The sequence below is a fragment of the Micromonospora sp. NBC_01699 genome (assembly GCF_036250065.1).
Lineage (GTDB): Bacteria > Actinomycetota > Actinomycetes > Mycobacteriales > Micromonosporaceae > Micromonospora_G.
The window spans coordinates 6,489,279-6,512,234 of the sequence record NZ_CP109199.1 but is presented as its reverse complement, the minus strand read 5'-3'; the positions used below and the strand labels follow the sequence as shown (position 1 = coordinate 6,512,234).

The following is a 22,956-nucleotide window of genomic DNA, read 5'->3' as shown; positions in this document are numbered from 1 at the left end:
TCCTGCCTCAGCCGGCCCCACCGTCGCCGGCACCCGTGGCGGGGCTGGCGGGACCGGTCCACCAGTACTGGTGGCGGGGCTGGCGGGACTACTGGTGGAGGGGCTGGCGGGACCGGTCCACGAGCATCGCCGTCACCGGCGGCGGGGGTGGCGGGGGATGTCACAGCGGTCTGCCAGACTGCCGGGACATGAGGACCGACGACTTCTGGGCGCTGATCGATGATGCCCGCACCGGTGCCGACGGCAGCACCGAGGCGATCACGGCGCGGGCGGTGGCCCTGCTGGCGGCTCGGGACGTGACCGAGATCGCCGGCTTCGACCAGCACCTGTGGCGGGTGCTGGCCGCCTCCTACCGGGCCGATCTCTGGGGCGCGGCGTACCTGATCAACGGTGGCTGCTCCGACGACGGCTTCGAGTATTTCCGCTGCTGGCTGGTGCTACAGGGGCGGGCGACCTTCGCCCAGGCGGTCAAGGACCCCGACTCGCTGGCCGTCCTGCCGGCGGTTGCACAGGCGGCGGTCACCGGCGAGGAGTTCGAGGCCGAGGACGTGTTGCAGATCGCCCACGACGCGTACCGGAAGGCCACCGCGTCCGAGTTGCCGGACCAGCAGCACGCCACCTACCCGGAGCTGGACGAGTTCTGGGACTTCGACGACGAGGCGAGCGCCCGCCAGCAGCTGCCCCGGCTCGCGGCGCTCTTCGTGGAGCCGCCGGACTGAACATCTACGCACCCGGCCGGTGCCAGCGGCGGCGGTCATCGTCGTTCTGCTGCCAGCGGCGGCGGTCATTGTCGTTCTGCACGGCGGGGCCGGGGTGCTGTCGTACCGGGGTGGCACGCTGCCGGGCCGTGGACATCGACGGATTCTGGGCGCTGATCGAACGGTCGGCGGTCCTCGCCGACGCACCCGACGACCGGCTGGAGTGGCTGACCGACCGGCTCGCGGAGCTGCCGGCCGCCGAGATCACGGACTTTTCGGTACGGCTGGACGAACTGCGCCGCCGGGCCGACACCCATCACCTGTGGGGTGCCGCGTACCGGATCTGTGGCGGACTCTGCTCCGACGACGGGTTCTTCTACTTCCAGGCCTGGCTGGTCGGGCTCGGTCGGGAGGTGTTCGAGCGGGTGGTGCGTGATCCGGACGAGCTGGTCGAGGTGCCGGCGGTACGTCGGCTGGCCGGGCGGTCGTCGGGGGACTGGGACGACGACGAGTGGCCGGACTGGGAGGGGCTCGACTACGTGGCGGACGCGGCGTACGAGCGGGTGACCGGCGGGCCGGACGGGCTCGACGCGGTGCTGGAGCGGGACGGGCACGACCTGCTGCTCAGCCCCGAGCCGACCGACGACGACTTCGACCCGCGCGACCGGGCCCAGGCCGTGGCCCGCTACCCACGGTTGGCCGAGCTGTTCCCGCTGTCACCCGCCCGGCTCTGACCGGGGTCGGCCGCCGGCTGAAGCAGCGTCGGCTGCGGGTCGGCCGCCGGTCGGTTGCCGGCTGAGCAGACGGGCTGCGCCGGGGAGTCCCGGGGGCATGGGATCATAGAGAGTGGTCGGCGCGAGCGTCGGCCGTCGCGCCGCGCCCACCGGGCCGGCGCGCCCGCCCCAGCGTCGGGCAGCCGGACGGCTGCCGACCCGACCAGACCCGCTCGACTAGACCCGCTCTTGCCAGCCCGACTAGAACGGACCGCCGTGCCACCGACGCCCGACCCAGGCGCGAACACTCCTGGTGCCACCGATCCCGGCCGGATCAGGAACTTCGGCATCATCGCCCACATCGACCACGGTAAGTCGACCCTGGCCGACCGGATGTTGCAGCTCACCGGCGTGGTCGACCCGCGGCAGATGCGGGCGCAGTACCTGGACCGGATGGACATCGAGCGCGAGCGCGGCATCACCATCAAGAGCCAGGCGGTCCGGATGCCGTGGACCGTACGGGAGGGCGAGCAGCAGGGCGAGCACGCCGTGCTGAACATGATCGACACCCCGGGACACGTGGACTTCACGTACGAGGTGTCCCGTTCGCTGGCCGCCTGCGAGGGTGCCGTGCTGCTGGTCGACGCGGCGCAGGGGATCGAGGCGCAGACGCTGGCGAACCTCTACCTGGCGATGGAGAACAACCTCCACGTCATCCCGGTGCTGAACAAGATCGACCTGCCGGCGGCCCAACCGGAGAAGTACGCCGAGGAGCTGGCCCACCTGATCGGGTGCGAGCCGAGCGACTGCATCCGGGTCTCCGGTAAGACCGGCGACGGGGTGCCGTACCTGCTCGACGAGATCGTGCGGCAGTTCAAGCCGCCGGTCGGTGACGCCGCCGCCCCGGCCCGCGCGATGATCTTCGACTCGGTCTACGACGTCTACCGGGGCGTGGTCACCTACGTCCGGGTGATCGACGGGCGAATCGAGGCCCGCGAGCGGATCAAGATGATGTCCACCGGCGCGGTGCACGAGCTGCTGGAGATCGGGGTCATCTCGCCCGAGATGGAGAAACACACCGCGCTCGGCGTCGGCGAGGTCGGTTACCTGATCACCGGCGTGAAGGACGTACGCCAGTCGCGGGTCGGCGACACCGTCACCATCAACAACCGGCCGGCGACCGAGGCGCTCGGTGGTTACAAGGACCCGAAGCCGATGGTCTACTCGGGTCTCTACCCGATCGACGGCTCGGACTACCCCAACCTCCGTGACGCGCTGGACAAGCTCAAGCTCAACGACGCCGCGCTCGACTACGAGCCGGAGACGTCGGGTGCGCTCGGCTTCGGCTTCCGCTGCGGCTTCCTCGGCCTGCTCCACCTGGAGATCATCCGGGAGCGGCTGGAGCGCGAGTACAACCTCGACCTGATCTCCACCGCGCCGAACGTGGTCAACCGGGCGCTGCTGGAGGACGGCAGCGAGATCACCGTGACCAACCCCAGCGAGTACCCCACCGGCCGGGTCGTCGAGGTGTACGAGCCGGTGGTGCGGGCCACCGTACTGACGCCGAACGACTACGTCGGCGCGGTGATGGAGCTCTGCCAGGGGCGCCGGGGCAACCTGCTCGGCATGGACTACCTCTCCGCCGACCGGGTGGAACTGCGCTACACCCTGCCCCTCGCCGAGATCATCTTCGACTTCTTCGACCAGCTCAAGAGCCGCACCAAGGGCTACGCGTCGTTGGACTACGAGCCCTCCGGTGAGCAGAAGTCCGACCTGGTCAAGGTGGACATCCTGCTGCACGGCGAGCCGGTCGACGCGTTCAGCGCGATCGTGCACAAGGACAAGGCGTACAACTACGGGGTCACCATCGCGGCGAAGCTGCAAAAGCTGATTCCCCGGCAGCAGTTCGAGGTCCCGATCCAGGCCGCGATCGGCAACCGGGTCATCGCCCGCGAGACGATCCGGGCGATCCGCAAGGACGTGCTCGCCAAGTGCTACGGCGGTGACATCACCCGTAAGCGCAAGCTGCTGGAGAAGCAGAAGGAAGGCAAGAAGCGGATGAAGATGGTGGGCCGGGTCGAGGTGCCGCAGGAGGCATTCATCGCCGCGCTCTCCTCCGACGAGTCGTCCGGCGACGGCAAGGGCGGCAAGGCGGGCGGCAAGAAGTGACCCTGCGGGCGTACGGGCCGGACGCCTCGTTCTGCCCGCGCTGCGGGGCGCCGCTGGCCGGCGCCCCGCCCATCGCCTGCGGTCGCTGTGGCTACAACCTGTTCGTCAACCCCCGCCCGACCGCCTGCCTGATCGTGCTCGACGGCGACCCGGTCACGCCCCGCTTCCTGGGCCTGCTGCGCGCCGCCGAGCCCTGCTCCGGGCAGTGGGCGACGCCGGGCGGCTTCTGCAACGGCTGGGAACACCCGAGCGCCGCCGCCGTCCGGGAGGGACGGGAGGAACTCGGCGTCGAGGTCACCCTCGGCGACTGTGTTGGCATGTACCTCGGCAGCTACGAGTACCAGGGCGAGACGCTGCCCGTACTGGATGTGTTCTATTTTGCCGCGATCGACGCCGGTGAGATCCGGCTCGACCCGGCGGAGGCGTCCGAGATGGCGTGGTTCGAGTTGGCCGACCCTCCCAAACTGGCCTTCGAGACCATGAACGAGGCCGTTCGGGCAGCCGCGCGACAACTGGGACTCTGAGTCGGTTTGAGATTTCGACGGGTCGGGCACTAACCGGTCAGCACACGACAGGGTGTGAATGACCCGAGTAGGAGACGACCGATGACTGTTGTTGGCATCATCACCGCACTCATTGTTGGCCTGATCGTCGGCGCCCTCGGCCGCCTGGTCGTGCCCGGCAAGCAGAACATGCCGATCTGGCTGCACATGCTGATCGGCGTCGGCGCCGCGCTGCTCGGCACCGTGATCGCACGGGCCGCCGGCATCGCCACCGAGACCGCCGGCATCGACTGGCGCGAGCTGCTGGTACAGGTTGTCGTCGCGGCGATCGCGGTGGCCATCGTGGCCGGTGTCGGTGGGCGCCGCAGCGTCAGCCGCTACTGACCCCCGGTAACAGCACCTCCCCGTACGACATGGCAGGGGCGTCCGACCGAACCCGGTCCGGCGCCCCTGCCGTACGTCTCGGGGGCGTCGTAGGGTGTGGAACATGACGGGCAGAGTTGTTTCGGTCAACCTGGGCCTGGTGACGCGGGCGGCCTGGGCCGGCGACCCGAGCGGACGCACCGGCATCGACAAGCGGCCGACGACGGAACCGGTGGCGTTGCGCACCGGCGGGGTGGCCGGCGACTTCGTCGGCGAACTCTCGGTCCACGGCGGGCCGGACAAGGCGGTCTACTCGTACGCCCGCGAGGACGCCGACTGGTGGTCGCGGGAACTGGGGCGGGAGATCCCGCCGGGCGGCTTCGGCGAGAACCTCTCCACCGAGGGAGTCGACCTGACCGGGGCGGTCATCGGCGAGCAGTGGCAGGTCGGTTCGGCGCTGCTACAGGTGAGCCAGCCGCGTACGCCGTGCCGGACGTTCGCCGGCTTCTGGGACGTACGGGACCTGATCAAGCGGTTCGTCGCGCGGGCGCTGCCGGGGGCGTACCTGCGGGTGCTCCGTGAGGGCGAGGTGACGGTCGGCGACTCGGTGACGGTGGTGCACCGACCGGCACACGGAATCACCATCGGGGAGACGTTCCGCGCCCTCAACATCAGCCCGGAACTGCTGCCGCGCCTGCTCGACGTACCGGAACTCCCGGCCCACCTGCGGGAGCGCGCCGAGCGGCGGACCGCCGGCCGGCCGGGCTAGCGGAACCGCCGGTGTCCTATCCCTCGGCGTAGACCTCGGCCACGACCAGCGTCGAGTTGGCCGACCCGTCGGTGATCGGCGCCCACGAACCCTCGTCGGCCGTCCATTCCAGATTCTCGAAGCTGACCCGCTTCACGCCGTTGTCGCCCGCGTGCGAGACGAGCCAGTGGGCGTAGCGCCAGCCGGTCTGGACGCTGGCCGCGGGCACCGCCAGACCGGTCAGCTCGGCCGGCGCCGTCGTCTGCAACCTGCCCCAGTCCAGGTTGAGCCCGGTGGTGAGCGCGGTCGCGGCGGCGTCGCCACGCAGCAGCGGCTTGCTGCCGACGGTGCAGGAGACGGCCCCGGTCGCGTTGCCGAGCAGCGCCCTGGTGAGTACGGCCGACTCGTCGGACCACTTCTCGTACGCCTCGGGGAACGCCGACCGCTGCACCTTCTGGGCGGCGTCGGTGACCCGCATCTGTTCCCAGCCCTTGACCTTCTTCAGCGCGGCGTAGAACTTGTTTGCCGCGTAGCGCGGGTCCCGGATCTGCTCCGGGGTGCCCCAGCCCTGGCTCGGGCGCTGCTGGAACAGACCGATCGAGTCGCGGTCGCCGCCGGCCAGGTTCTCCAACCTGGACTCCTGGAACGCCGTGGCGAGGGCGACGATCACGGCCTGCTCGGGCATCTTGCGCTGGGTGCCGATCGCGGCGATCGTGGCGGCGTTCGCCATCTGCTCCGGGTTCAGGTTGACCCGACCGTCGGCCTCGACGGTGCAGCCCCGCACGGCCGTGGGCAGCGGCAGCTTGCCGACGATCTCGCGCGAACCGAGATAGACCCCGAAGGCGGCAACCGCCGCGAGCGCCACACCGGCGGCAACCATCGCTCTCGTCCGCACCCGCACCCCCTGCTCGTCCGGTCGGCCCGACCCGTCCGCGTCGATCCCCGGCCCGTCCGGGCCGGCGATGATCGTCGAACAGCGCCTAGCGTACGTCCCGTCGCCATACTCTCGGCCAGCCTTGTTTTCCCGGCAGACCTGTGCTCATTCGATCTTCATCGGTTCCATACCGGTGACCAACCCCGTCCGCCGCTGTTCAGGCCCCGGGTACCCAACGAGCCGGCCGTTTCTCGCGGAACGCGAGGATTCCCTCCCGCCCCTCCTCGGACCGGAAGTAGCCGGTCGACAGGGCGCCGAGCCGGGCGAGTTCGGCCCGCAGGTCGGCACCGGCCGGTCGGGACAGCAGCTCCTTGGTCCCGGCCAGGGCGCCGGGCGCACCCCGGACCAGGGCGGCGCAGTAGTCGGCCACGGCCGCGTCCAGCTCGTCGGCCGGCACCGCCCGGCTGACCAGCCCGATCCGCTCGGCCCGCTCCCCGTCGAAGGTCTCGCCGGTCAGGTACAGCTCGGCGGCGGCGCGCGGCTGCAACCGGGGCAATACGGTCGCCGAGATCACCGCCGGGATCACCCCGATCCGTACCTCGGTGAAGGCGAACGTCGCCTCCCGGGCACAGAGCGCTATGTCGGCGGCGGCGATCAGGCCCAGGCCGCCCGCGCGGGCCGGTCCGGCGATCCGGGCGAGGACCGGCTTCGGGCACTCCGCAACGGCGGCGAGTACGTCGCCGAGCATCCCGGCCGGCACCGAGCCGCTGTCGAACGCCGCCGCGGTCTCCTTCAGGTCGGCACCGGAGCAGAACACCGGCCCGTTATGCGACAGCACCACCACCCGTACGGTGTCGTCGGTCACAGCGTCGGCCAGGGCGGCGAGCAGCTGGGTCATCAGCGGGGTGGAGAGCGCGTTGCGGTTGCGCGGGCTGTCCAGGGTGAGCGTGGTCACCCCGGCGGCGGTCGACACCCGGACGAGAGTGTCAGCGGCTGCGGTCATGCCGGCACACTAGTCGCATGCCCGGCGTCCTCCCCGAAGGTGAACCCGTACCCGCTGACGGTTCGCTGCCCCGTACCGCCCTGGCCGCCGTCGGCGCCCGGGGGTTCGGGGTCTACGTGCACGTGCCCTTCTGCGCCAGCCGGTGCGGATACTGCGACTTCAACACGTACACCGCCACCGAACTCGGCGGCGGTGGTGGCCGGGACGGCTACGCCGACTCGGTGCTGGCCGAGCTGGCGCTGGCCGGGCGGGTGCTGGGCGAGGCCCCGCCGGGGCGGGTGGACACCGTCTTTGTCGGCGGCGGCACCCCGACCCTGCTGCCCGCCGACGAGCTGGCCCGGATCCTGGACGGGATCGACCGGACCTGGGGGCTGGCCGCCGACGCCGAGGTCACCACGGAGGCGAACCCGGAATCGGTGACCCCGGAGTCGCTCAAGACGCTGCGGGCCGCCGGCTACACCCGGATCTCGCTGGGTATGCAGTCCGCCGCCGCCGGGGTGCTCGCCCTGCTCGACCGCAAGCACACCCCGGGACGGGCGGTCCAGGCCGCGCTGGAGGCGCGTGACGCCGGGTTCGACCACGTGAACCTGGACCTGATCTACGGCACGCCGGGCGAGACCGCCGACGACTTCGCCGCCTCGCTGGCCGCGGTCACTCGGGCGGGCGTCGACCACGTCAGCGCGTACGCCCTGATCGTGGAGGACGGCACCCGGCTGGCCGGTCGGATGCGGCGCGGCGAGCTGCCGTACCCGAGTGACGACGTGGCGGCGGACCGCTACCTGGCCGCGGAGGCCGCCCTCGGCGCGGCCGGTTTCTCCTGGTACGAGGTTTCCAACTGGGCCCGCACCGCCGACGCCCGGTGCCGGCACAACCTGCTCTACTGGACCGGCGGGGACTGGTGGGGCCTCGGTCCGGGGGCACACAGCCACGTCGGCGGCGTGCGGTGGTGGAACGTCAAACACCCCACGGCGTACGCGGACCGCCTCGCCGCCGGTGCGTCTCCCGGTCAGGCGCGGGAACTGCTCACCGGTGACGATCGGCACATGGAGGACGTGATGCTGCGGCTGCGGCTGGACTCCGGTCTGCCGTTGGCCGGGCTCGACGACGCCGGCCGACTCGGAGCGGACCGGGCCCTGGCCGACGGTCTGCTCAGCCGGCCCGAGTACGCGGCCGGCCGGGCGGTGCTGACCCTGCGCGGCCGACTGCTCGCCGACGCCGTGGTACGCGACCTGCTGCCCTGAGCCGGCGGCCCCCCGTGCTGGCTCGGGCCGGTTCGGACCGACCCGAGCCAGCGCACGACAGCTACTTCACCAGGCGGTACGTCATCGGGTACCGGTAGACGGCACCCTCGTTCGCCTTGAGACCGCCGATGATCGAGAAGACGACCACCACGGCCCAGGTGATCAAGGGAAGGAAGGCGAGGAGCCCGAACGAGCAGACCCCGAGGATCACCGCGACCAACGTGGCGACGGCCCAGGTGATCTGGAAGTTGAGCGCCTCGACCGCGTGCACCCGTACGGTCGGCGACTCCTTGCCCTTCGCCAACAGCGAGATCAACGGGGCGATGAAACCCACGACGATGCCGCCGAAGTGCGCGATCAGGGCAAAGGTCTTCTCGTCGCTGTTCGCGTACCCGTGCGGGACCGGGCCGCCCGGGTAGCCGCCGGGCGGCGGGTAGCCACCGCCGGCGGGCGGGTAACCACCCGGCGGGGGGTAGCCACCGGGCGGGGGATAACCACCCGGTGGCGGGTAGCCACCGGGCGGGGGATAGCCGCCGCCGGGCGCGTCCGGTGCGCCGTACTGCGGGGCTGGCGGAGGGGAGCCGTACTGCGGGGCGGCCGGCGGCGGGCCGTACCCGGGCGGCGGAGCCTCACCGGGACTCGGGTACGAGCCCGGCGACGTGAACGGAGCGGTCGGCGGTTCCGGCGGGTGACCGCCGTTGCCGCCCTCTCCGGGAGGGCGGGGTGGTTCAGTCATGGTGGTCACGGTAGGGGTATCGATCAAGCGACGCCACCTACCACGGGTGACGACCGGTGGACAATTGCCGACTGAAGCTGTTGTGCCGACATCGGGTCGGTTACGGTCCACCAGATCACCCATGATCTCCGCCACCGGGTCAACCAGGTTCTCCTGGCGGCGCGAGGTCGATCATCGCAACCGGGTGGGCCCGCGTCGTAGACTGGCACTCGTTACAGTCGAGTGCCAGACTGGTGGCCCGGGTGCTCGCACCGACCCGGTCGCAGGGAGGTGAGGATGGGTCTCGACGACCGCAAGCTCGACGTGCTGCGCGCGATCGTGGAGGACTACGTATCCACCCAGGAGCCGGTCGGCAGCAAGGCCCTGGTCGAACGGCACCAACTCGGTGTGTCGCCGGCCACTGTCCGCAACGACATGGCCGTACTCGAAGAAGAGGGCTACATCCGGCAGCCGCACACCAGCGCCGGCCGGGTGCCCACCGACCGGGGCTACCGCCTCTTCGTCGACCGTCTCTCCCGGGTCAAGCCGCTCACCCCGGCCGAACGCCGGGCCATCGAACGTTTCCTGGTCGGCGCCGTCGACCTCGACGACGTGGTGCACCGTACGGTCCGGCTGCTCGCCCAGCTCACCCGGCAGGTCGCCGTGGTGCAGTACCCCAGCCTGGCCCGCTCGTCCGTACGTCACCTGGAACTCGTGCCGATCTCCACCACCCGGCTCATGTTCGTCATGATCGCCGACACCGGTCGGGTCGAACAGCGCCTGGTCGAGATGCCCGCACCACTGCTCGCCGACGACGTCACCGACCTGCGCCGACTGGTCAACGAGAAACTCGTCGGCAGCCGGCTCTCCGACACCCCGCCGCTGGTCCAGGCACTCGTCGACGAGGTCACACCCGACCTGCGCCCGGCGATGGTGACCCTGGCGACGGTCCTGCTCGAAACCCTCGTCGAACGAAACGAGGAACGCATCGCCCTGGCCGGCACGGCCAACCTGACCCGTGGCGGGCTGCTCGACTTCCAGGGCTCGCTGCGCCCGATCCTCGAAGCGCTGGAGGAGGAGGTCATCCTGCTCAAGCTCTTCGGCGAGGTCGAACCCAGTACGCTGCGAATTCGGATCGGCGACGAAAATGAGATCGACAACCTGCGGGCCACCTCGGTGGTGAGCACCGGGTACGGCACCGGCAGCAACATCCTCGGCGGGCTCGGGGTGCTCGGGCCGACCCGAATGGACTACCCCGGCACCATCGCGACCGTACGCGCGGTCGCCCGTTACGTGGGCGACCTACTGGCACAGAACTGATGGCGCCGGGGCAGCGGGCAGCACCGGCGCGGAACCGACCGACAAGCTGACCCGACAACATCGGCGGACGGCACGACTGACATGGGGACACGGAACACAGTGGCCAAGGACTACTACGGGATTCTCGGCGTCAGCCGGGGGGCCTCCGACGACGAGATCAAGCGCGCCTACCGCAAGCTGGCGCGGCAGTTCCATCCGGACGTCAATCCGGATCCGGAGGCGCACGAGAAGTTCAAGGACATCAACGCCGCCTACGAGGTCCTCTCCGACGACCAGAAGCGCCAGATCGTCGACCTTGGCGGGGACCCCCTGGCCCCCGGCGGTGGCGGCGGTGGTGCCGGACCCGGCGGAGCCGGCCCGTTCGTCGGCTTCCAGGACATCATGGACGCCTTCTTCGGTGCCGCGGGTGGGAGCAGGGGGCCCCGGCCACGTACCCGGCCGGGCGCCGACGCCATCCTGCGCCTCGAACTGGACCTGAACGAGACGGCCTTCGGCGTCGAGGCGCCGATCACCGTCGACACCGCCGTACTCTGCACCACCTGCGCCGGTGCGGGCACCGCCGCCGGCACCCATCTCGCCACCTGTGAGGCGTGCGGTGGGCGCGGCGAGGTCCAGTCGGTGCAGCGGACCTTCCTCGGCCAGGTCGTCTCGTCCCGGCCGTGCACGGTCTGCCAGGGCTACGGCACCGTCATCCCGCAACCCTGCCCGACCTGTGCCGGTGACGGCCGGGTCCGTACCCGCCGGTCGCTGACCGTCAAGATCCCGGCCGGGGTCGAGGACGGCATGCGGATCCGGCTCGCCCAGCAGGGCGAGGTCGGCCCCGGTGGCGGCACCGCGGGCGACCTCTACGTCGAGATCCACGAACGCACCCACGACGTCTACTCCCGCAAGGGCGACGACCTGCACTGCCGGGTCACCGTGCCGATGACCGCCGCCGCGCTGGGCACCCGGCTCACCATCAAGACGCTGGACAGCGACGAACCCGTCGACGTCAAGCCGGGCACCCAACCGGGCAGCACCCTGCGGCTGCGCGCCCGTGGCGTACCGCACCTGCGCGGCACCGGACGGGGTGACCTCTTCGTCCACCTGGACGTCCGTACCCCGACCAAGCTCGACGCCGACCAGGAGCGCATGCTCCGCGACTTCGCCAAGACCAGGGGCGAGGAGGTGGCCGAGCTGAGCAAACAGGGCGGCTTCTTCTCCCGCATGCGAGACGCGTTCAACGGGCACTAGTTTTTTGGCCCCGGCTCCGCCGGGGCGGCTCGCTCCGCTTCGCGCCGCCCAGGTGCGGTGACTTCGTCCTGCGGGCGACGAAGGCTTCGCCTCGTCGTCCTCGGACGAAGTCACCGCGGCGGCGCTCGGTCGACTCGCGACGTTGGTTGCGGTCAAAGCTGGCGGGGTGATTGGCAAGTTGTAGAGAAAGAGTGGTTATTCCTTTGGGGGTAGCCACTCTTTTTCTACGTGAGGGGCCTTATTGGGGGTGGGGGTGGGGGTGGGGGAGCGGTTAGCCTTTCTTCGTGTCTGTGGCGTTGTTTTTGGTGGAGGACCTGCCGGTGGGGGAAGTGTTCACGCTGGGGGGAGTTGAGGGGCATCATGCGGCTACGGTGCAGCGGTTGCGGGTGGGGGAGGGGTTGCTGCTCGCGGATGGGCGGGGTGGCACGGCCAGCGCGGTGGTGACGGCCGTCGGCCGGGGGACGTTGGAGCTTCGGATCAGCTCGTTGGCGTACGACGATGCGTGCGACCCGCGTCTGGTGGTCGTGCAGGGGATCGCCAAGGGGGACCGGGGCGAGTTGGCCGTACAGGCGATGACCGAGGTCGGGGTGGACGAGATCGTGCCCTGGGCGGCGTCCCGTTCGGTGGTGCAGTGGCGCGGTGAGCGGGGTGGCCGGGCGCGGGAGAAGTGGGTGGCGACCGCGCGGGAGGCGGCGAAGCAGTCCCGCCGGTCGTGGTTGCCGGTGGTGGCCGGGCCCCCGGACGAGTCGACCGGGCGGGTGGTGGACCGGATCGCCGGGGCGGCGGCGGGCTTCGTGCTGCACGAGGAGGCGACGGTGGGGCTTTCCACCGTGGAGCTGCCGGCGAGCGGGGAGATAGTGCTGGTGGTGGGGCCGGAGGGCGGCATAACCCCGGCCGAGGTGGCCGCATTCGAGGCGGTCGGTGCGCGGACGGTGCGCCTGGGTCCGGCGGTGCTGCGTACGTCGACCGCGGGCGTGGCGGCGCTGGCTGTGTTGTCGGCGAGGCTTGGGCGCTGGTAGGCCGGATCGATCGGGCCGGGGGCCGACGGTCAGTCGGTGACTTCCAGGGTGGTGGTCAGGCGGATGTCGGCGACGCCTCGGGCGGCTTCTACGGTGTAGGGGCCGGGGACCGTACGCCATTGACCGGCCCAGATCTGGGTGGAGCGGGCGGCCAGCGGGACGCGTACGGTGATCGTCTCGTCGGGTGCGGCGGTGACCGTGGCGAAGCCGGCGAGTTGCCGGGTCGGGCGCTCGGGGTCGGGCTCGGCCGGGCCGACGTAGAGCTGTACCACCTCACGGCCGGTACGGCTGCCGGCGTTGCGCAGCGTCACCACCGCGACCGGGTTGTCGGCGGTGGTGTCGACCGTCAGTGACTCGTACGCCCAGGTGGTGTAGCCGAGGCCGTGGCCGAACGGGAAGAGGGGTTCGGCCCGCCAGCCCCGGTAGCCGATGAAAACGCCCTCGTCGTAGCTGAGGGTGCGGTCGGTCGGGGCGGTGGAGAGGACGGGTGCGTCGTCGGCGTGTCGGGGCCAGGTGGTGGGCAGCCGCCCGCCGGGCTCGGCCACGCCGAGCAGTACGTCGGCGAGCGCGGCACCGGCCTCCTGTCCCGGAAACCAGGTGAGCAGGATCGCCGCCACCTCGTCGGCCCAGGGCATCAGGACCGGGGAGCCGGCGTTGACCACGACGACCGTACGCGGGTTGGCCGCGGCGACCCGGCTGACCAGTTCGTCCTGGCGGCCGGGCAGGGCGAGGCTGGTCCGGTCGAAGCCTTCGGACTCGACCTGTTCGGTGGTGCCGACCACGACGACGGCCACGTCCGCCTCGGCGGCGGCGCGGGCGGCCGCGTCGATCAACTCGTCGGGGCTGGCGGTCGGTGCGGCGTGGCCGAGGGCGAAGTGCACGGCGCCGGCCATTCCCTCGACCACCTGCTGGGTCAGGGTCACCTGCACCGGTTCGCCTTCGAGCAGGGTGATCGCGAAGCGTCGCTCCACCGGGGCGAGGAATGTCTCCGCCGGGTCCTGCTCCCCGTCGAAGAGCGGGCCGTCGAAGATCTCGGTGCCGGCGACGGTGAGCCTGAACAGCCCGAACCCGTCGATCGAGAGCTGGTGTTCACCGCTGGTGTGCGGGGTGCAGCGGGCGGACAGTTCGACCGAGGCCAGTTCGGTCGGGTCGACGCCGGCGGGCAGGGCGCCCAACCAGCGGGCGACGGCGGTGCTCAACTCGGCCCGGTAGAGCGCTTCGCCGTCGGCGTCGCGCAGGGTCGCGGTGATCGAGGACCACTGTTCGCCGCCGGCGGCGGCGAGCCTCGGCCGGGGGTCGGCGCCGATCGCGTACGTGACCTCGGCGTTGGGTAGCGCGAGGGTGAGCCCGGCGAGCGGGGAGACGACCCGCTCCGGGACGACCTGGGCGCTGCCGCCGCCGAGGATCCTCGCGTCGGTGGCGAGCGCGCCGCAGACCGCTACTCGGCGCAGCGCGGTCGAGTCCAGCGGCAGCAGGTCGGCGACGTTCCGGGCGAGCACGAAGGAGCGGGTCGCGATGTAACGCGCCACGTCGGGTCCGTGCAGCGGCGCCGGCCGATCGTCGGGTTCCACCGCCGGGGGTACGCCGTCCAGCAGGCCCACCCGTGCGGCGAGGCGCAGAACCCGCCGTACCTTGTCGTCCACCATGTCCTCGGCGACCCGGCCGGCGCGTACGGCGGCGACCAGTTGTGGCCCCCACGGGTCACCGTGGGCGGGCATCACCACGTCGAGCCCGCCGTTGGCGGTGCCCACCGCAGACCGGGCGGCGGTCCAGTCGGAGACGATGAACCCGTCGAAGCCCCAGCGTTCTTTCAGGAGCCCGTGTTGGAGGTCGGCGTGTTCGGTCATGGTGACGCCGTTGACCCCGTTGTACGCGGCCATCACGCCCCATGCTCCGGCAGCCACTATCCGCTCGAACGGGGCCAGGTACAGCTCGTGCAGCGCCCGGTCGGACACCCGTACGTCGACGGTGAACCGTTCGGTTTCGGAGTCGTTGGCGACGAAGTGCTTGACCGTGGTGCCGACGCCCTGGTCCTGCACGCCGGTGACATAGCCGGCGCCGATCTCGCCGGTGAGCAGCGGATCCTCGGAGTAGCACTCGAAGTGCCGGCCACCGAGCGGGCTGCGGTGCAGGTTGACCGTGGGAGCGAGCAGCACGTGCACACCCTTGCGCCGGGCCTCCTGGCCGAGCAGCCGGCCGGCTGTCCTGGCCAGCTCCGGATCCCAGGTGGCGGCGAGCGCGGTCGGGCTGGGCAGCGCCACCGACGGGTCGTCGGGGGTCCAGCCGATTCCGCGTACGCCGATCGGCCCGTCGGACATCACCAGGGAGCGGAGCCCGATCTCGGGCAGTGCGGGCAGGGTCCACCAGTCCTGGCCGGACAGGAGCCGGGCCTTGGTTTCCAGGTCGAGCGCGGTCAGCGCCCGCTCGATCGCCGTCTCGGTTGCCGAAGCTGTCGCCGCTGCCGTCATCCCGCCGCCCCCTGAAAGGTCGATTCCGCTCGATCCTGCCAGCCGAAAGCCGCCCCCGCATGCCCATCCACACCCCGATACCCGTGGTCGTCCGCAGGTCGCCTCGCGTGTCGGCGAGGGCTCCGCCTAGGGTGGCTGACGTGTCGGCAGTTGTAATGGATCAGGGTCAGCAGGAACGTACGTTTGGTGACGTCTTCACGCGCCGGTGGGTGGTGGACGTACTACTCGACCTGTCCGGCTACCTTGTCGACCGCGATCTGGCCCTGCTGAGGCTGGTCGAGCCCTCGGCGGGGGCGGGGGCGTTTCTACTGCCGGCGATCGAGCGGCTGCTGACCAGTGCCCGAGCCCACGGCCACGCGATCGACGAGCTTGCCGACTGCATCCGGGCGTGGGAGGTTCAGCCGCAGCTTGCCTCGGACCTGCGCGCGCGGATCGCCGCCACGCTGGTCACCTCTGGAGTTGACCCGGACGATGCCCAGCGGCTGGCCCGCTTGTGGGTGGTGAGCGGTGACTACCTGTTGAGTGGAAACGTGCGGTGGATATCGCCGGACCATCGGGCCGACATCGTGATCGGCAACCCGCCCTACATCCGGCTGGAGGACATCCCGGACGAGCTGGCGGGGCAGTACCGCAAGCGTTGGCCAGCGATGGGCGGGCGGGCCGATGCCTACGTCGGTTTCATCGAACGATCTCTGTCGATTCTGCGTCCGGGGGGACGGGTGGCGTTCATCTGCGCGGACAGATGGATGCGCAACCAGTACGGCAGGGGCCTACGCAAGATGGTCGCCGACGGCTACGCCCTCGACCATGTCTGGGTCATGCATGATGTCGACGCCTTCGAGCAGCAGGTGTGCGCCTACCCGGCCATCACGGTAATCCGTCAGGGCGAGCAGGGCGGTGTGATCGTCGCTGACACCACCGCCCGATTCGACGAGCACACGGCGGCGCGGCTGGTGGCCTGGAGCGCCACCGCTCGGGCGTCGGGGTTCAGCGGGCGCGGTGTCGAGGCATACAGGTTGCCCCACTGGTTCGGCGGCGACGAGTCATGGCCGACGGGAAGCCCGGCCCGGCTGAGGCTGATCGAGAAACTCAACGACAAGTTCCGTCCGCTGCACGACGCGGAGACGGGGACAAAGGTCAGTATCGGCGTGGCAACCGGGGCCGACGGGGTCTTCATGACGACGGACCCGCACTGCGTCGAGTCCGAGCGGCTGATCCCATTGGCGATGGTCCGGGACCTGACGTCGGGGACCTTCGCCTGGTCGGGCACCTACCTGGTCAACCCCTGGCACGAGGACGGATCACTGGTTGACCTCGACCACTACCCGAGGTTGAATGCTTACTTCAGGGCGCACAGGCTGAAGTTGCGCGGCCGATACGTGGCGACGAAGACCCCGGCGGCCTGGTACCGGACCATCGACAAGGTCGATCCCAATCTGACCGGGCGGGATAAGTTACTGCTACAGGATATGAAGTCCACCATTCATCCTGTGCTGGAATCGGGCGGGCACTATCCACACCACAACCTGTACTACGTGGTTTCCGACAAGTGGGACCTGAACGTTCTCGGGGGATTGCTGCTGTCCCGGATCGCGCAGGCGTTCATCGAAGCCTACTGCGTACGCATGAATGGCAATACGCTGCGCTTTCAGGCTCAGTATCTGAAGAAGATCCGGGTACCTCGCCCCGATGCCGTACACGCCGGTACCCGCGCCCGGCTCGCGCGGGCATTTCGCGATCGTGACGTCGACGCGGCAACCGTGGCTGCCGCCGAGGCGTACGGAATCGACCTCAAGGACTACGAACTTGTCTGACGACACCATCCCCGATCCCACCAGCGACGCAGTTTCCCTGTTCTGGGATAAGCGCACTGCTCAGTTGGCTGCCTTGCCTGACCGGGGTGCCGCCGGTGGTGGCGCCCGCGCCGGTAAGCACATGAACGGAATCCGTGAGCTTGTGGCGTCGATATTCGTCGAGGCTGGAATGCCCGAAGAGGCGATTGTCAGGGAGCCGTACCTGCCCGGCTACTACCGAGCCCGCAAAAATTGGGACCTGGCGGTACGGTACAGAGGAGCGCTGGTTGCTGCGTTCGAATTCAAGAGTCAGGTCGGTAGTGTCGGCAAGAATATCAGCAACCGTCTCGAAGAGGCTCTAGGAGCGGGAACTGACGCGAAGGAGGCGCAGCGTAAGTTCGAAGCGTTCGGGGATATCCCGCCCTGGCTCGGCTACGTCTTCGTCCTGGAGGAAAGCTCAGAGACCGAAAAGGCTGGTCGTCATATGTCCGCCCTGTTTCCGGTGGACCCTGCTTTCCATGGCATGTCTTACAGTCAGCGCTACCAGGAGATGATCCGTCGCTTGATGAGTGACAACGTGTACCAGCTCGGCTGGTTTATCACGACTTGGATCGACGACCACGGTGCTGTCTACTACGACGAACCCCTCGCGACGGCAACTGGAAAGGCGTTCCGGGCGGCTGTGCAAGGCCGGGTCGATTATGTTCGTCAAGTCCTCGGCTGAGGCCGAAACGCCAGCACCGGGCCGGACTTGTCCCGGCTGTCACGTATCTGGGCGGTGCGGTCGACGTACCGAGCTTCGACGCGCTGGCCGTCTCGATCTTGGTACTCGCCGTCCCGGATCTTCTTGATCATCGCAGTCGACGCCCTCGCGGACAACGCCGAGGCGCGCAGGCTGTTGAAGACGACGGTACAGCGCCGGACATCCTCGCCTTCGGCGCAGAGGTCGCCGGTCAGGCCCTCGATGTAGACACTCCGGGTCCAACCGAGCCGCGACGCGTTGCTCGATGGCTTCGGGTGCGGGCTGGGTCGCCCCGCCGCTCGCGATCGCGCGGGCGTACTCCTCGGTCTGAAGATGACCCGTTACCACGATGGTCTCGAAGTTCTGTAGCTCGTCGGCGGCGGATTCCAGGCCGATGTACTGGCGGTAGGTCGGTGGTGGGTCGCCCGCTTTTGCGGCTGGACGGTGCCGGGACGGCCTTTCCCGGCGATCGGGGGCGGGACTATGCCGCGTTCAGTTCCAGGGTCGTGCCGTCTGGGTCGTCGAAGTAGACGACCTCGGTGCCGGGGGCGCCGGTGGGAGCGTCCGCGTCCACGTACCGAAAGGGCAGACCGAGGAATTCGATGCCGGCCGCCGTCATGCGTTCCCGGACATCGTCCAGGTTGTCGACCCGGAAGCAAAGGTGCATGCTGCCTGGTCGGTCGCCGGCCACCACAGCCCGGTCGGCTGATGGTCTGTCGAATTCCACCAGGTTGATGCGTACGTCCCGAAGCTGAAAGATGGCGTACCTCAGCCGGGCCGGCGGTGAACCGGGCTGGTCGGGGGACTCGGGCCCCTCGGTCCGTTCGTTTCCGACACTGGGGTCGATGCCCGTGAGCAGTCGGTAGAAGGCGATCGACCGGTCCAGGTCGGCGACCGTGATCCCCACGTGAGCGGTCGCGGTCAGGCCGATCGGCGCCGACGTCGAGTCGCCGGGAGTGCTGGTCATGTGCGTGGCCCGGTCAGTCGTCGCCCACGAGGTCATCGGCTACCGGCCATCTGCCACCCGCCGGCATGTCCAGATTCTCGTGCAGGGATTCGCGCCATTCCGGCGTCGGGAACGGCTCGCCCCAGTAGTCGGTGACCTGGACCGCCTTGCCGTCCCGTACCTTGGCTATCGTCACGTTCCGGTAGATCCGACCGTCGCCGTAGTCGTTGCTCCACTCCACGATCCGGGCGTCGCCGGCATCCGTACGCTGCCCTACCGCGAGCCGTAGTCCGACGAAGTGCGACTCCACCTCGGCAATCGTTTTCCGGCCCCGAATCAGTTCACCGGATTGCGGCCACTGCCGTACGGCGTCGTCCGCCAGCGGCATGTCGAGAATCCGTTCGAGCCGTGTCTGCGCCCCGTCGCCCATATCTCGGAGCCTAATTGCGGGACCGGATGCGGCAGGGCCCAACGCGTCTCTTGATGTTGAGCCCGGGGCTTCCGGTCAGCTGCGCAGGTACGAGGCACCGTTGAGGTCGAGGATGGTGCCGGAGGCCCACTCGGCGGCCGGTGAGGCGAGCCAGTGCACGGCGGCGGCGATCTCCTCCGGGCGGGCGACCCGGTCGAACGGGCTCTGTGCCCGCATCGCCGCGGTGCGCGGCGCCTTGATGTGCTCGTTGGTCAGGTCCGGTTCGACGAAGCCGGGTGCGACGGTGGCGACCGCGATGCCGTACGGGGCCAACGCCACCGCCAGCGACTGGCCGAGCGCGTTCAGCCCGGCCTTGCTGGCGCCGTACGCGGGGTGGTTCGGCTCGCCCCGGAAGGCGCCCCGCGAGGAGACGTTGACGATCCGGCCGCCCCGCTCCCGCATGTGCGCGACAGTGCACCAGGTGACGTTGGCGGCACCGACCAGGTTCAGGTCGATCGTCCGGCGCCAGTGCTGCTGCCACTGCTCGTACGTGGTTTCGGTGATCGGGTGCGGCGTCGACTGCCCGGCGTTGTTCACCAGTACGTCCAGCCCGCCGAGCCGGGCGGCCGCGTCGTCCACCATCCGGCGTACGGCTTCGGGGTCGGTCAGATCGGCTCGGACCACGACGTGTCCGGTGCCGGGCAGCGCCGCCGCGAGTTGTTCGGCCAGCTCGGCGGACTCCCGGTGGTGGACCGCCACCCGGTCGCCGCTCTGCGCGAACGCGGTCGCCACCGCCCGTCCGACTCCCCGGGAGGCCCCGGTCACCAGCACCGCTCGTCCTGTCACGCGCATCATCATCCCCCGGAGGCATAGCATGCCGGGCGTGGAGACTGACTGCTTGTTCTGCCGGATCGTGGCCGGCGAGATTCCGGCGACCGTGGTCCGGGAGACCGAAACGACGCTCGCGTTCCGCGACATCTCGCCGAAGGCACCGGTGCACATCCTGGTGATCCCGAAGGAGCACTTCGTGGATGTGGCGACGCTGGCCGAGGCGGATCCGGCGCTGGCGGGTGCAGTGCTGGAAACGGCGGCGACCGTGGCCGAGCAGGAGGGGCTGACCCTGGACGGCTTCCGGCTGATCTTCAACACCGGGCCGTGGGGCGGCCAGGAGGTCTTCCACGCCCACGCGCACCTGCTCGGTGGCGCCCCGCTCGGGCCGATGCTCGCCGGCTGACCGCTGCCGGGCAACCGTCCTCGGCGTACGGGGTGGCGCCGCCGATATCATCAGCGTGATCTTGACGGTGGCGGGAACGTGGCGGTGGAGGGTTGGGCCGATGACCGAGGTGGGCCGGCAACTGGCACGGATGACCCGTGAGGTCCAGGCGCAGGAGCGGGTGCCCGCCCTCTCGGTGGCGCTGCACCGGGCCGACCGGCCGCTCTGGGCGCTCGCGGTCGGCGGGACCGGCAACGACAACCCGCTCGGGCCGCAGACCCCGTTCCGGATCGGCTCGGTGACCAAGACCTTCACCGCCGTACTGGTGTTGCAGGCCCGTGACGAGGGGCTGCTCGACCTGGACGACCCGATCGGCGCGCACCTGGACCTGCCGGCACACGGCGAGCTGACCGTACGCCGGCTGCTCTCGCACACCGCCGGGCTGCAACGCGAGCCGTACGGCGACGTCTGGGACACCCTGAGCGCACCCTCGGTGGACGGGCTCCTGGCCGAGCTGGACCGGGCCGAGCGGGTGCTGCCGCCGGCCCGCCGCTACCACTATTCCAACCTCGGGCTGGCGCTGCTCGGGCACGCGGTCGGCCGGCTGCGCGGCGGCACCTGGGCCGAGGTGTTGGTCGACCGGGTGCTGCGCCCGCTCGGCCTGTCCGCCACCACGATCACCCCGGCCCCGACCGCCGCGACCGGGTTCCTGGTCGACACCTACTCCGACCACGCCCACCCGGAGCCGCCCACCGACTTCGGTGCGGTCGCCCCGGCCGCGCAGCTCTGGAGCACCGCGCCGGACATGGCCCGGTGGGCCGCCTTCCTGGCCGACCCGGCGGCGGTCGACCCGGCCGGGGCGGTGCTCGCGCCCGCCACCCTGGATGAGATGCGCTGGCCGCTGACGGTCACCGACGAGACGCTCTGGGGCCGTACCTTCGGCCTCGGGCTGATCATGGTCCCGCAGCCGGACCCGGTGACCGGTGGGCCGCGCCGGGTGGTGCACGTCGGGCACGACGGCGCCATGCCCGGCTTCCTGGCCGGCGTCTACGGCCGCCGGGGTGGCCCCGGTACGCCGGGCGCGATGGGCGCCGCCGTGCTCGCCTCGTCCGGCACCGCGAGTGCGATCCTGGACCTGCCGCACCGGCTGCTCGAAGCCGCGGTCGCCGACGACCCGGCCGACATCGTCGCCTGGACTCCCGGCGAACCGGCCCCCGAGCGCTACCGGGGCCTGCTCGGCCGCTGGTGGGGCGAGGGGTACGAGTACGTCTTCTCCTGGCGGGACGGGACGCTTCAGGCGCGCGGCGCGGACGACCCGGCGGGGCGACCGCCGGCGATCTTCACACCGCTGCCGGACCGGCCGGACGTGCTGCGTACCGTCTCCGGGCGGGAGGCGGGTGAGCTGCTCCGGCTGACCCGTGACGAGCGGGGCACGGTGGTCCGGATGCACTGGGCGACGTACCGGTTCACCCGTGCCCAGGAGGGCTTCGACGGGTTCGACTTCCGGGCCGTCGACGGGCGGTAGCGGGGCGGTGCGCGGGCGGCGCCCGAAACGACCGACGGGTGTGGCGCCAGGAGCGGAAATGGGCGGCGCCCCGCCGGTGTTGAGCAGATACGATGGGAAAGTCGTCCGTACGCTGCGCCATCAGGGCGCGGCCATGAGATCGAGAGCAGGTGGCGTGGGGCCCGCCGGGCCCGACCTATGACCGGTACCCCACCTCCCGGGCAGGCCCGGGTGCAGACCAGGATCACCGTTCCTGACTCGCAGATCATGGTTAACCTGCTCGGACCGGGAGACGAGGTTCTCCGCCTGGTCGAGCGATCGATCAACAGCGACGTACACGTACGGGGCAACGAGATCACCATCACCGGCGCCCCGGCCGACAACGCGCTCGCCGAGCGGCTCTTCACCGAACTCCTCGAACTGATCGAAAAGGGCGAGACGCTGACCGTCGACGCCGTACGGCGTACGGTCGGCATGCTCGAACAGGGCAGCGCCGAGCGGCCCGCCGAGGTTCTCACCCTCAACATCCTGTCCCGGCGCGGGCGCACCATCCGGCCCAAGACGCTCGGCCAGAAGCGCTACGTCGACTCGATCGACGGGCACACCATCGTCTTCGGCATCGGCCCCGCCGGCACCGGCAAGACCTACCTGGCGATGGCAAAGGCCGTCCAGGCACTCCAGGCCAAGCAGGTCAACCGGATCATCCTGACCCGGCCGGCGGTGGAGGCGGGTGAGCGGCTCGGCTTCCTGCCCGGCACCCTCTTCGAGAAGATCGACCCGTACCTGCGCCCGCTCTACGACGCGCTGCACGACATGCTCGACCCGGACTCCATCCCGAAACTGATGCAGGCCGGGACGATCGAGGTCGCGCCGTTGGCGTACATGCGGGGGCGGACCCTCAACGACGCGTTCATCATCCTGGACGAGGCGCAGAACACCACGCCCGAGCAGATGAAGATGTTCCTCACCCGGCTGGGCTTCGGCTCCCGGATCGTGGTGACCGGCGACATCACCCAGGTCGACCTGCCCGGCGGCACGACCAGCGGCCTGCGGGTGGTCCGTGACATCCTGGCGAACGTGGAGGACGTCCACTTCGCCCAACTCGCCAGCTCGGACGTCGTACGTCACCGACTGGTCGGCGACATTGTCGACGCCTACGCCCGGTGGGACGCCGAGCGGGAGGCGAAGCAGGCCCAGGGCGTGCACGCCGTGCCCGGCTCGACCGCACAGGGTGGCCGCGCCAGCCGGCGCCGCTAGACCAGCCGCAACTATCAAGCAGCAG

General features: G+C 70.4%; 24 protein-coding genes. 15 read left to right on the top strand and 9 right to left on the bottom strand.

What is annotated here, in order from left to right:
* The first annotated feature begins 188 nt into the window (after positions 1-188).
* The gene (locus OG792_RS26535) at positions 189-719 is read left to right on the top strand and encodes a DUF4240 domain-containing protein (protein WP_329103367.1); all 531 of its coding nucleotides are present in this window, start codon (positions 189-191) and stop codon (positions 717-719) included.
* Between the two features lie 4 nt (positions 720-723).
* On the opposite strand, the gene OG792_RS26530 is transcribed toward OG792_RS26535, so the two are convergent.
* The gene (locus OG792_RS26530; RefSeq protein ID WP_329103365.1) at positions 724-855 is read right to left on the bottom strand and encodes a hypothetical protein; all 132 of its coding nucleotides are present in this window, start codon (positions 853-855) and stop codon (positions 724-726) included.
* Here OG792_RS26530 and OG792_RS26525 point away from each other — a divergent pair.
* The 5 genes from OG792_RS26525 to OG792_RS26505 all read left to right on the top strand — a co-directional run bounded on the left by OG792_RS26525 (position 848) and on the right by OG792_RS26505 (position 5,215).
* Positions 848-1,432, top strand: a complete 585-nt coding sequence (locus tag OG792_RS26525) for a DUF4240 domain-containing protein (protein WP_329103363.1) — start codon at positions 848-850, stop codon at positions 1,430-1,432. The genes OG792_RS26530 and OG792_RS26525 overlap by 8 nt on opposite strands.
* Before the next feature lie 255 nt (positions 1,433-1,687).
* Positions 1,688-3,580 (top strand): translation elongation factor 4, encoded by a 1,893-nt coding sequence (lepA, locus tag OG792_RS26520; protein WP_329103361.1) that lies wholly within the window; start codon positions 1,688-1,690, stop codon positions 3,578-3,580.
* Complete coding sequence (locus tag OG792_RS26515; protein ID WP_329103359.1) at positions 3,577-4,104, top strand: NUDIX domain-containing protein; 528 nt, start codon at positions 3,577-3,579, stop codon at positions 4,102-4,104. The genes lepA and OG792_RS26515 overlap by 4 nt, the downstream gene beginning before the upstream one ends.
* Positions 4,105-4,185: 81 nt before the next feature.
* Complete coding sequence (locus tag OG792_RS26510; protein WP_329103358.1) at positions 4,186-4,467, top strand: GlsB/YeaQ/YmgE family stress response membrane protein; 282 nt, start codon at positions 4,186-4,188, stop codon at positions 4,465-4,467.
* Positions 4,468-4,570: 103 nt separating this feature from the next.
* Positions 4,571-5,215 (top strand): MOSC domain-containing protein, encoded by a 645-nt coding sequence (locus OG792_RS26505; RefSeq protein ID WP_329103357.1) that lies wholly within the window; start codon positions 4,571-4,573, stop codon positions 5,213-5,215.
* Between the two features lie 16 nt (positions 5,216-5,231).
* Here OG792_RS26505 and OG792_RS26500 read toward each other — a convergent pair whose 3' ends face one another.
* Entirely contained in the window at positions 5,232-6,095 is an 864-nt protein-coding gene (locus OG792_RS26500; RefSeq protein WP_329103354.1) for a hypothetical protein, read from the bottom strand.
* Between the two features lie 190 nt (positions 6,096-6,285).
* Positions 6,286-7,071, bottom strand: a complete 786-nt coding sequence (locus OG792_RS26495; protein ID WP_329103352.1) for an enoyl-CoA hydratase-related protein — start codon at positions 7,069-7,071, stop codon at positions 6,286-6,288.
* Positions 7,072-7,088: 17 nt separating this feature from the next.
* On the opposite strand from OG792_RS26495, the gene hemW reads away from it, so the two are divergent.
* Positions 7,089-8,312, top strand: a complete 1,224-nt coding sequence (gene hemW, locus OG792_RS26490) for a radical SAM family heme chaperone HemW (RefSeq protein WP_329103350.1) — start codon at positions 7,089-7,091, stop codon at positions 8,310-8,312.
* Between the two features lie 61 nt (positions 8,313-8,373).
* Here hemW and OG792_RS26485 read toward each other — a convergent pair whose 3' ends face one another.
* Positions 8,374-9,048 carry a DUF4870 domain-containing protein gene (locus OG792_RS26485; protein WP_329103348.1) on the bottom strand — a complete coding sequence of 225 codons (675 nt, stop codon included), beginning with the start codon at positions 9,046-9,048 and terminating at the stop codon, positions 8,374-8,376.
* 276 nt (positions 9,049-9,324) lie between these two features.
* Here OG792_RS26485 and hrcA point away from each other — a divergent pair, with 276 nt between their 5' ends.
* From hrcA to OG792_RS26470, 3 genes are all read left to right on the top strand, one after another.
* Entirely contained in the window at positions 9,325-10,347 is a 1,023-nt protein-coding gene (gene hrcA, locus OG792_RS26480; RefSeq protein ID WP_329103346.1) for a heat-inducible transcriptional repressor HrcA, read from the top strand.
* Positions 10,348-10,446: 99 nt separating this feature from the next.
* Positions 10,447-11,580: a molecular chaperone DnaJ gene (gene dnaJ, locus OG792_RS26475; RefSeq protein ID WP_329111439.1), complete on the top strand. Its 1,134-nt coding sequence runs from the start codon at positions 10,447-10,449 to the stop codon at positions 11,578-11,580.
* 284 nt (positions 11,581-11,864) lie between these two features.
* The gene (locus OG792_RS26470) at positions 11,865-12,599 is read left to right on the top strand and encodes a 16S rRNA (uracil(1498)-N(3))-methyltransferase (RefSeq protein ID WP_329103344.1); all 735 of its coding nucleotides are present in this window, start codon (positions 11,865-11,867) and stop codon (positions 12,597-12,599) included.
* Positions 12,600-12,628: 29 nt separating this feature from the next.
* Here OG792_RS26470 and OG792_RS26465 read toward each other — a convergent pair whose 3' ends face one another.
* Positions 12,629-15,067 carry a beta-glucosidase family protein gene (locus OG792_RS26465; protein WP_329103342.1) on the bottom strand — a complete coding sequence of 813 codons (2,439 nt, stop codon included), beginning with the start codon at positions 15,065-15,067 and terminating at the stop codon, positions 12,629-12,631.
* Between the two features lie 140 nt (positions 15,068-15,207).
* On the opposite strand from OG792_RS26465, the gene OG792_RS26460 reads away from it, so the two are divergent.
* Positions 15,208-16,881: an Eco57I restriction-modification methylase domain-containing protein gene (locus OG792_RS26460; protein ID WP_329103340.1), complete on the top strand. Its 1,674-nt coding sequence runs from the start codon at positions 15,208-15,210 to the stop codon at positions 16,879-16,881.
* Positions 16,874-17,584 (top strand): PaeR7I family type II restriction endonuclease, encoded by a 711-nt coding sequence (locus OG792_RS26455; protein WP_329103338.1) that lies wholly within the window; start codon positions 16,874-16,876, stop codon positions 17,582-17,584. Before OG792_RS26460 ends, OG792_RS26455 begins: the two co-directional genes overlap by 8 nt.
* A gap of 39 nt (positions 17,585-17,623) precedes the next feature.
* Here the strand turns inward: OG792_RS26455 and OG792_RS34810 are convergent, their stop codons facing one another.
* The 4 genes from OG792_RS34810 to OG792_RS26440 all read right to left on the bottom strand — a co-directional run bounded on the left by OG792_RS34810 (position 17,624) and on the right by OG792_RS26440 (position 19,809).
* On the bottom strand, positions 17,624-17,998 hold the full coding sequence (locus tag OG792_RS34810; protein WP_442932504.1) for a Scr1 family TA system antitoxin-like transcriptional regulator: 375 nt from the start codon (positions 17,996-17,998) through the stop codon (positions 17,624-17,626).
* 85 nt (positions 17,999-18,083) lie between these two features.
* Positions 18,084-18,569 (bottom strand): VOC family protein, encoded by a 486-nt coding sequence (locus tag OG792_RS26450; protein ID WP_329103336.1) that lies wholly within the window; start codon positions 18,567-18,569, stop codon positions 18,084-18,086.
* 13 nt (positions 18,570-18,582) lie between these two features.
* Entirely contained in the window at positions 18,583-18,978 is a 396-nt protein-coding gene (locus tag OG792_RS26445) for a hypothetical protein (RefSeq protein ID WP_329103334.1), read from the bottom strand.
* A 75-nt stretch (positions 18,979-19,053) separates the two neighbouring features.
* Positions 19,054-19,809 carry an SDR family NAD(P)-dependent oxidoreductase gene (locus OG792_RS26440; protein WP_442932307.1) on the bottom strand — a complete coding sequence of 252 codons (756 nt, stop codon included), beginning with the start codon at positions 19,807-19,809 and terminating at the stop codon, positions 19,054-19,056.
* 22 nt (positions 19,810-19,831) lie between these two features.
* On the opposite strand from OG792_RS26440, the gene OG792_RS26435 reads away from it, so the two are divergent.
* The 3 genes from OG792_RS26435 (at position 19,832) to OG792_RS26425 (ending at position 22,931) form a co-directional block, all read left to right on the top strand.
* Positions 19,832-20,191: a histidine triad nucleotide-binding protein gene (locus tag OG792_RS26435; RefSeq protein ID WP_442932306.1), complete on the top strand. Its 360-nt coding sequence runs from the start codon at positions 19,832-19,834 to the stop codon at positions 20,189-20,191.
* 100 nt (positions 20,192-20,291) lie between these two features.
* Positions 20,292-21,695, top strand: coding sequence for a serine hydrolase domain-containing protein (locus OG792_RS26430; protein WP_329103329.1), 1,404 nt, complete (start codon positions 20,292-20,294; stop codon positions 21,693-21,695).
* 177 nt (positions 21,696-21,872) lie between these two features.
* Positions 21,873-22,931, top strand: a complete 1,059-nt coding sequence (locus tag OG792_RS26425) for a PhoH family protein (protein ID WP_329103327.1) — start codon at positions 21,873-21,875, stop codon at positions 22,929-22,931.
* Positions 22,932-22,956: the final 25 nt, after the last annotated feature.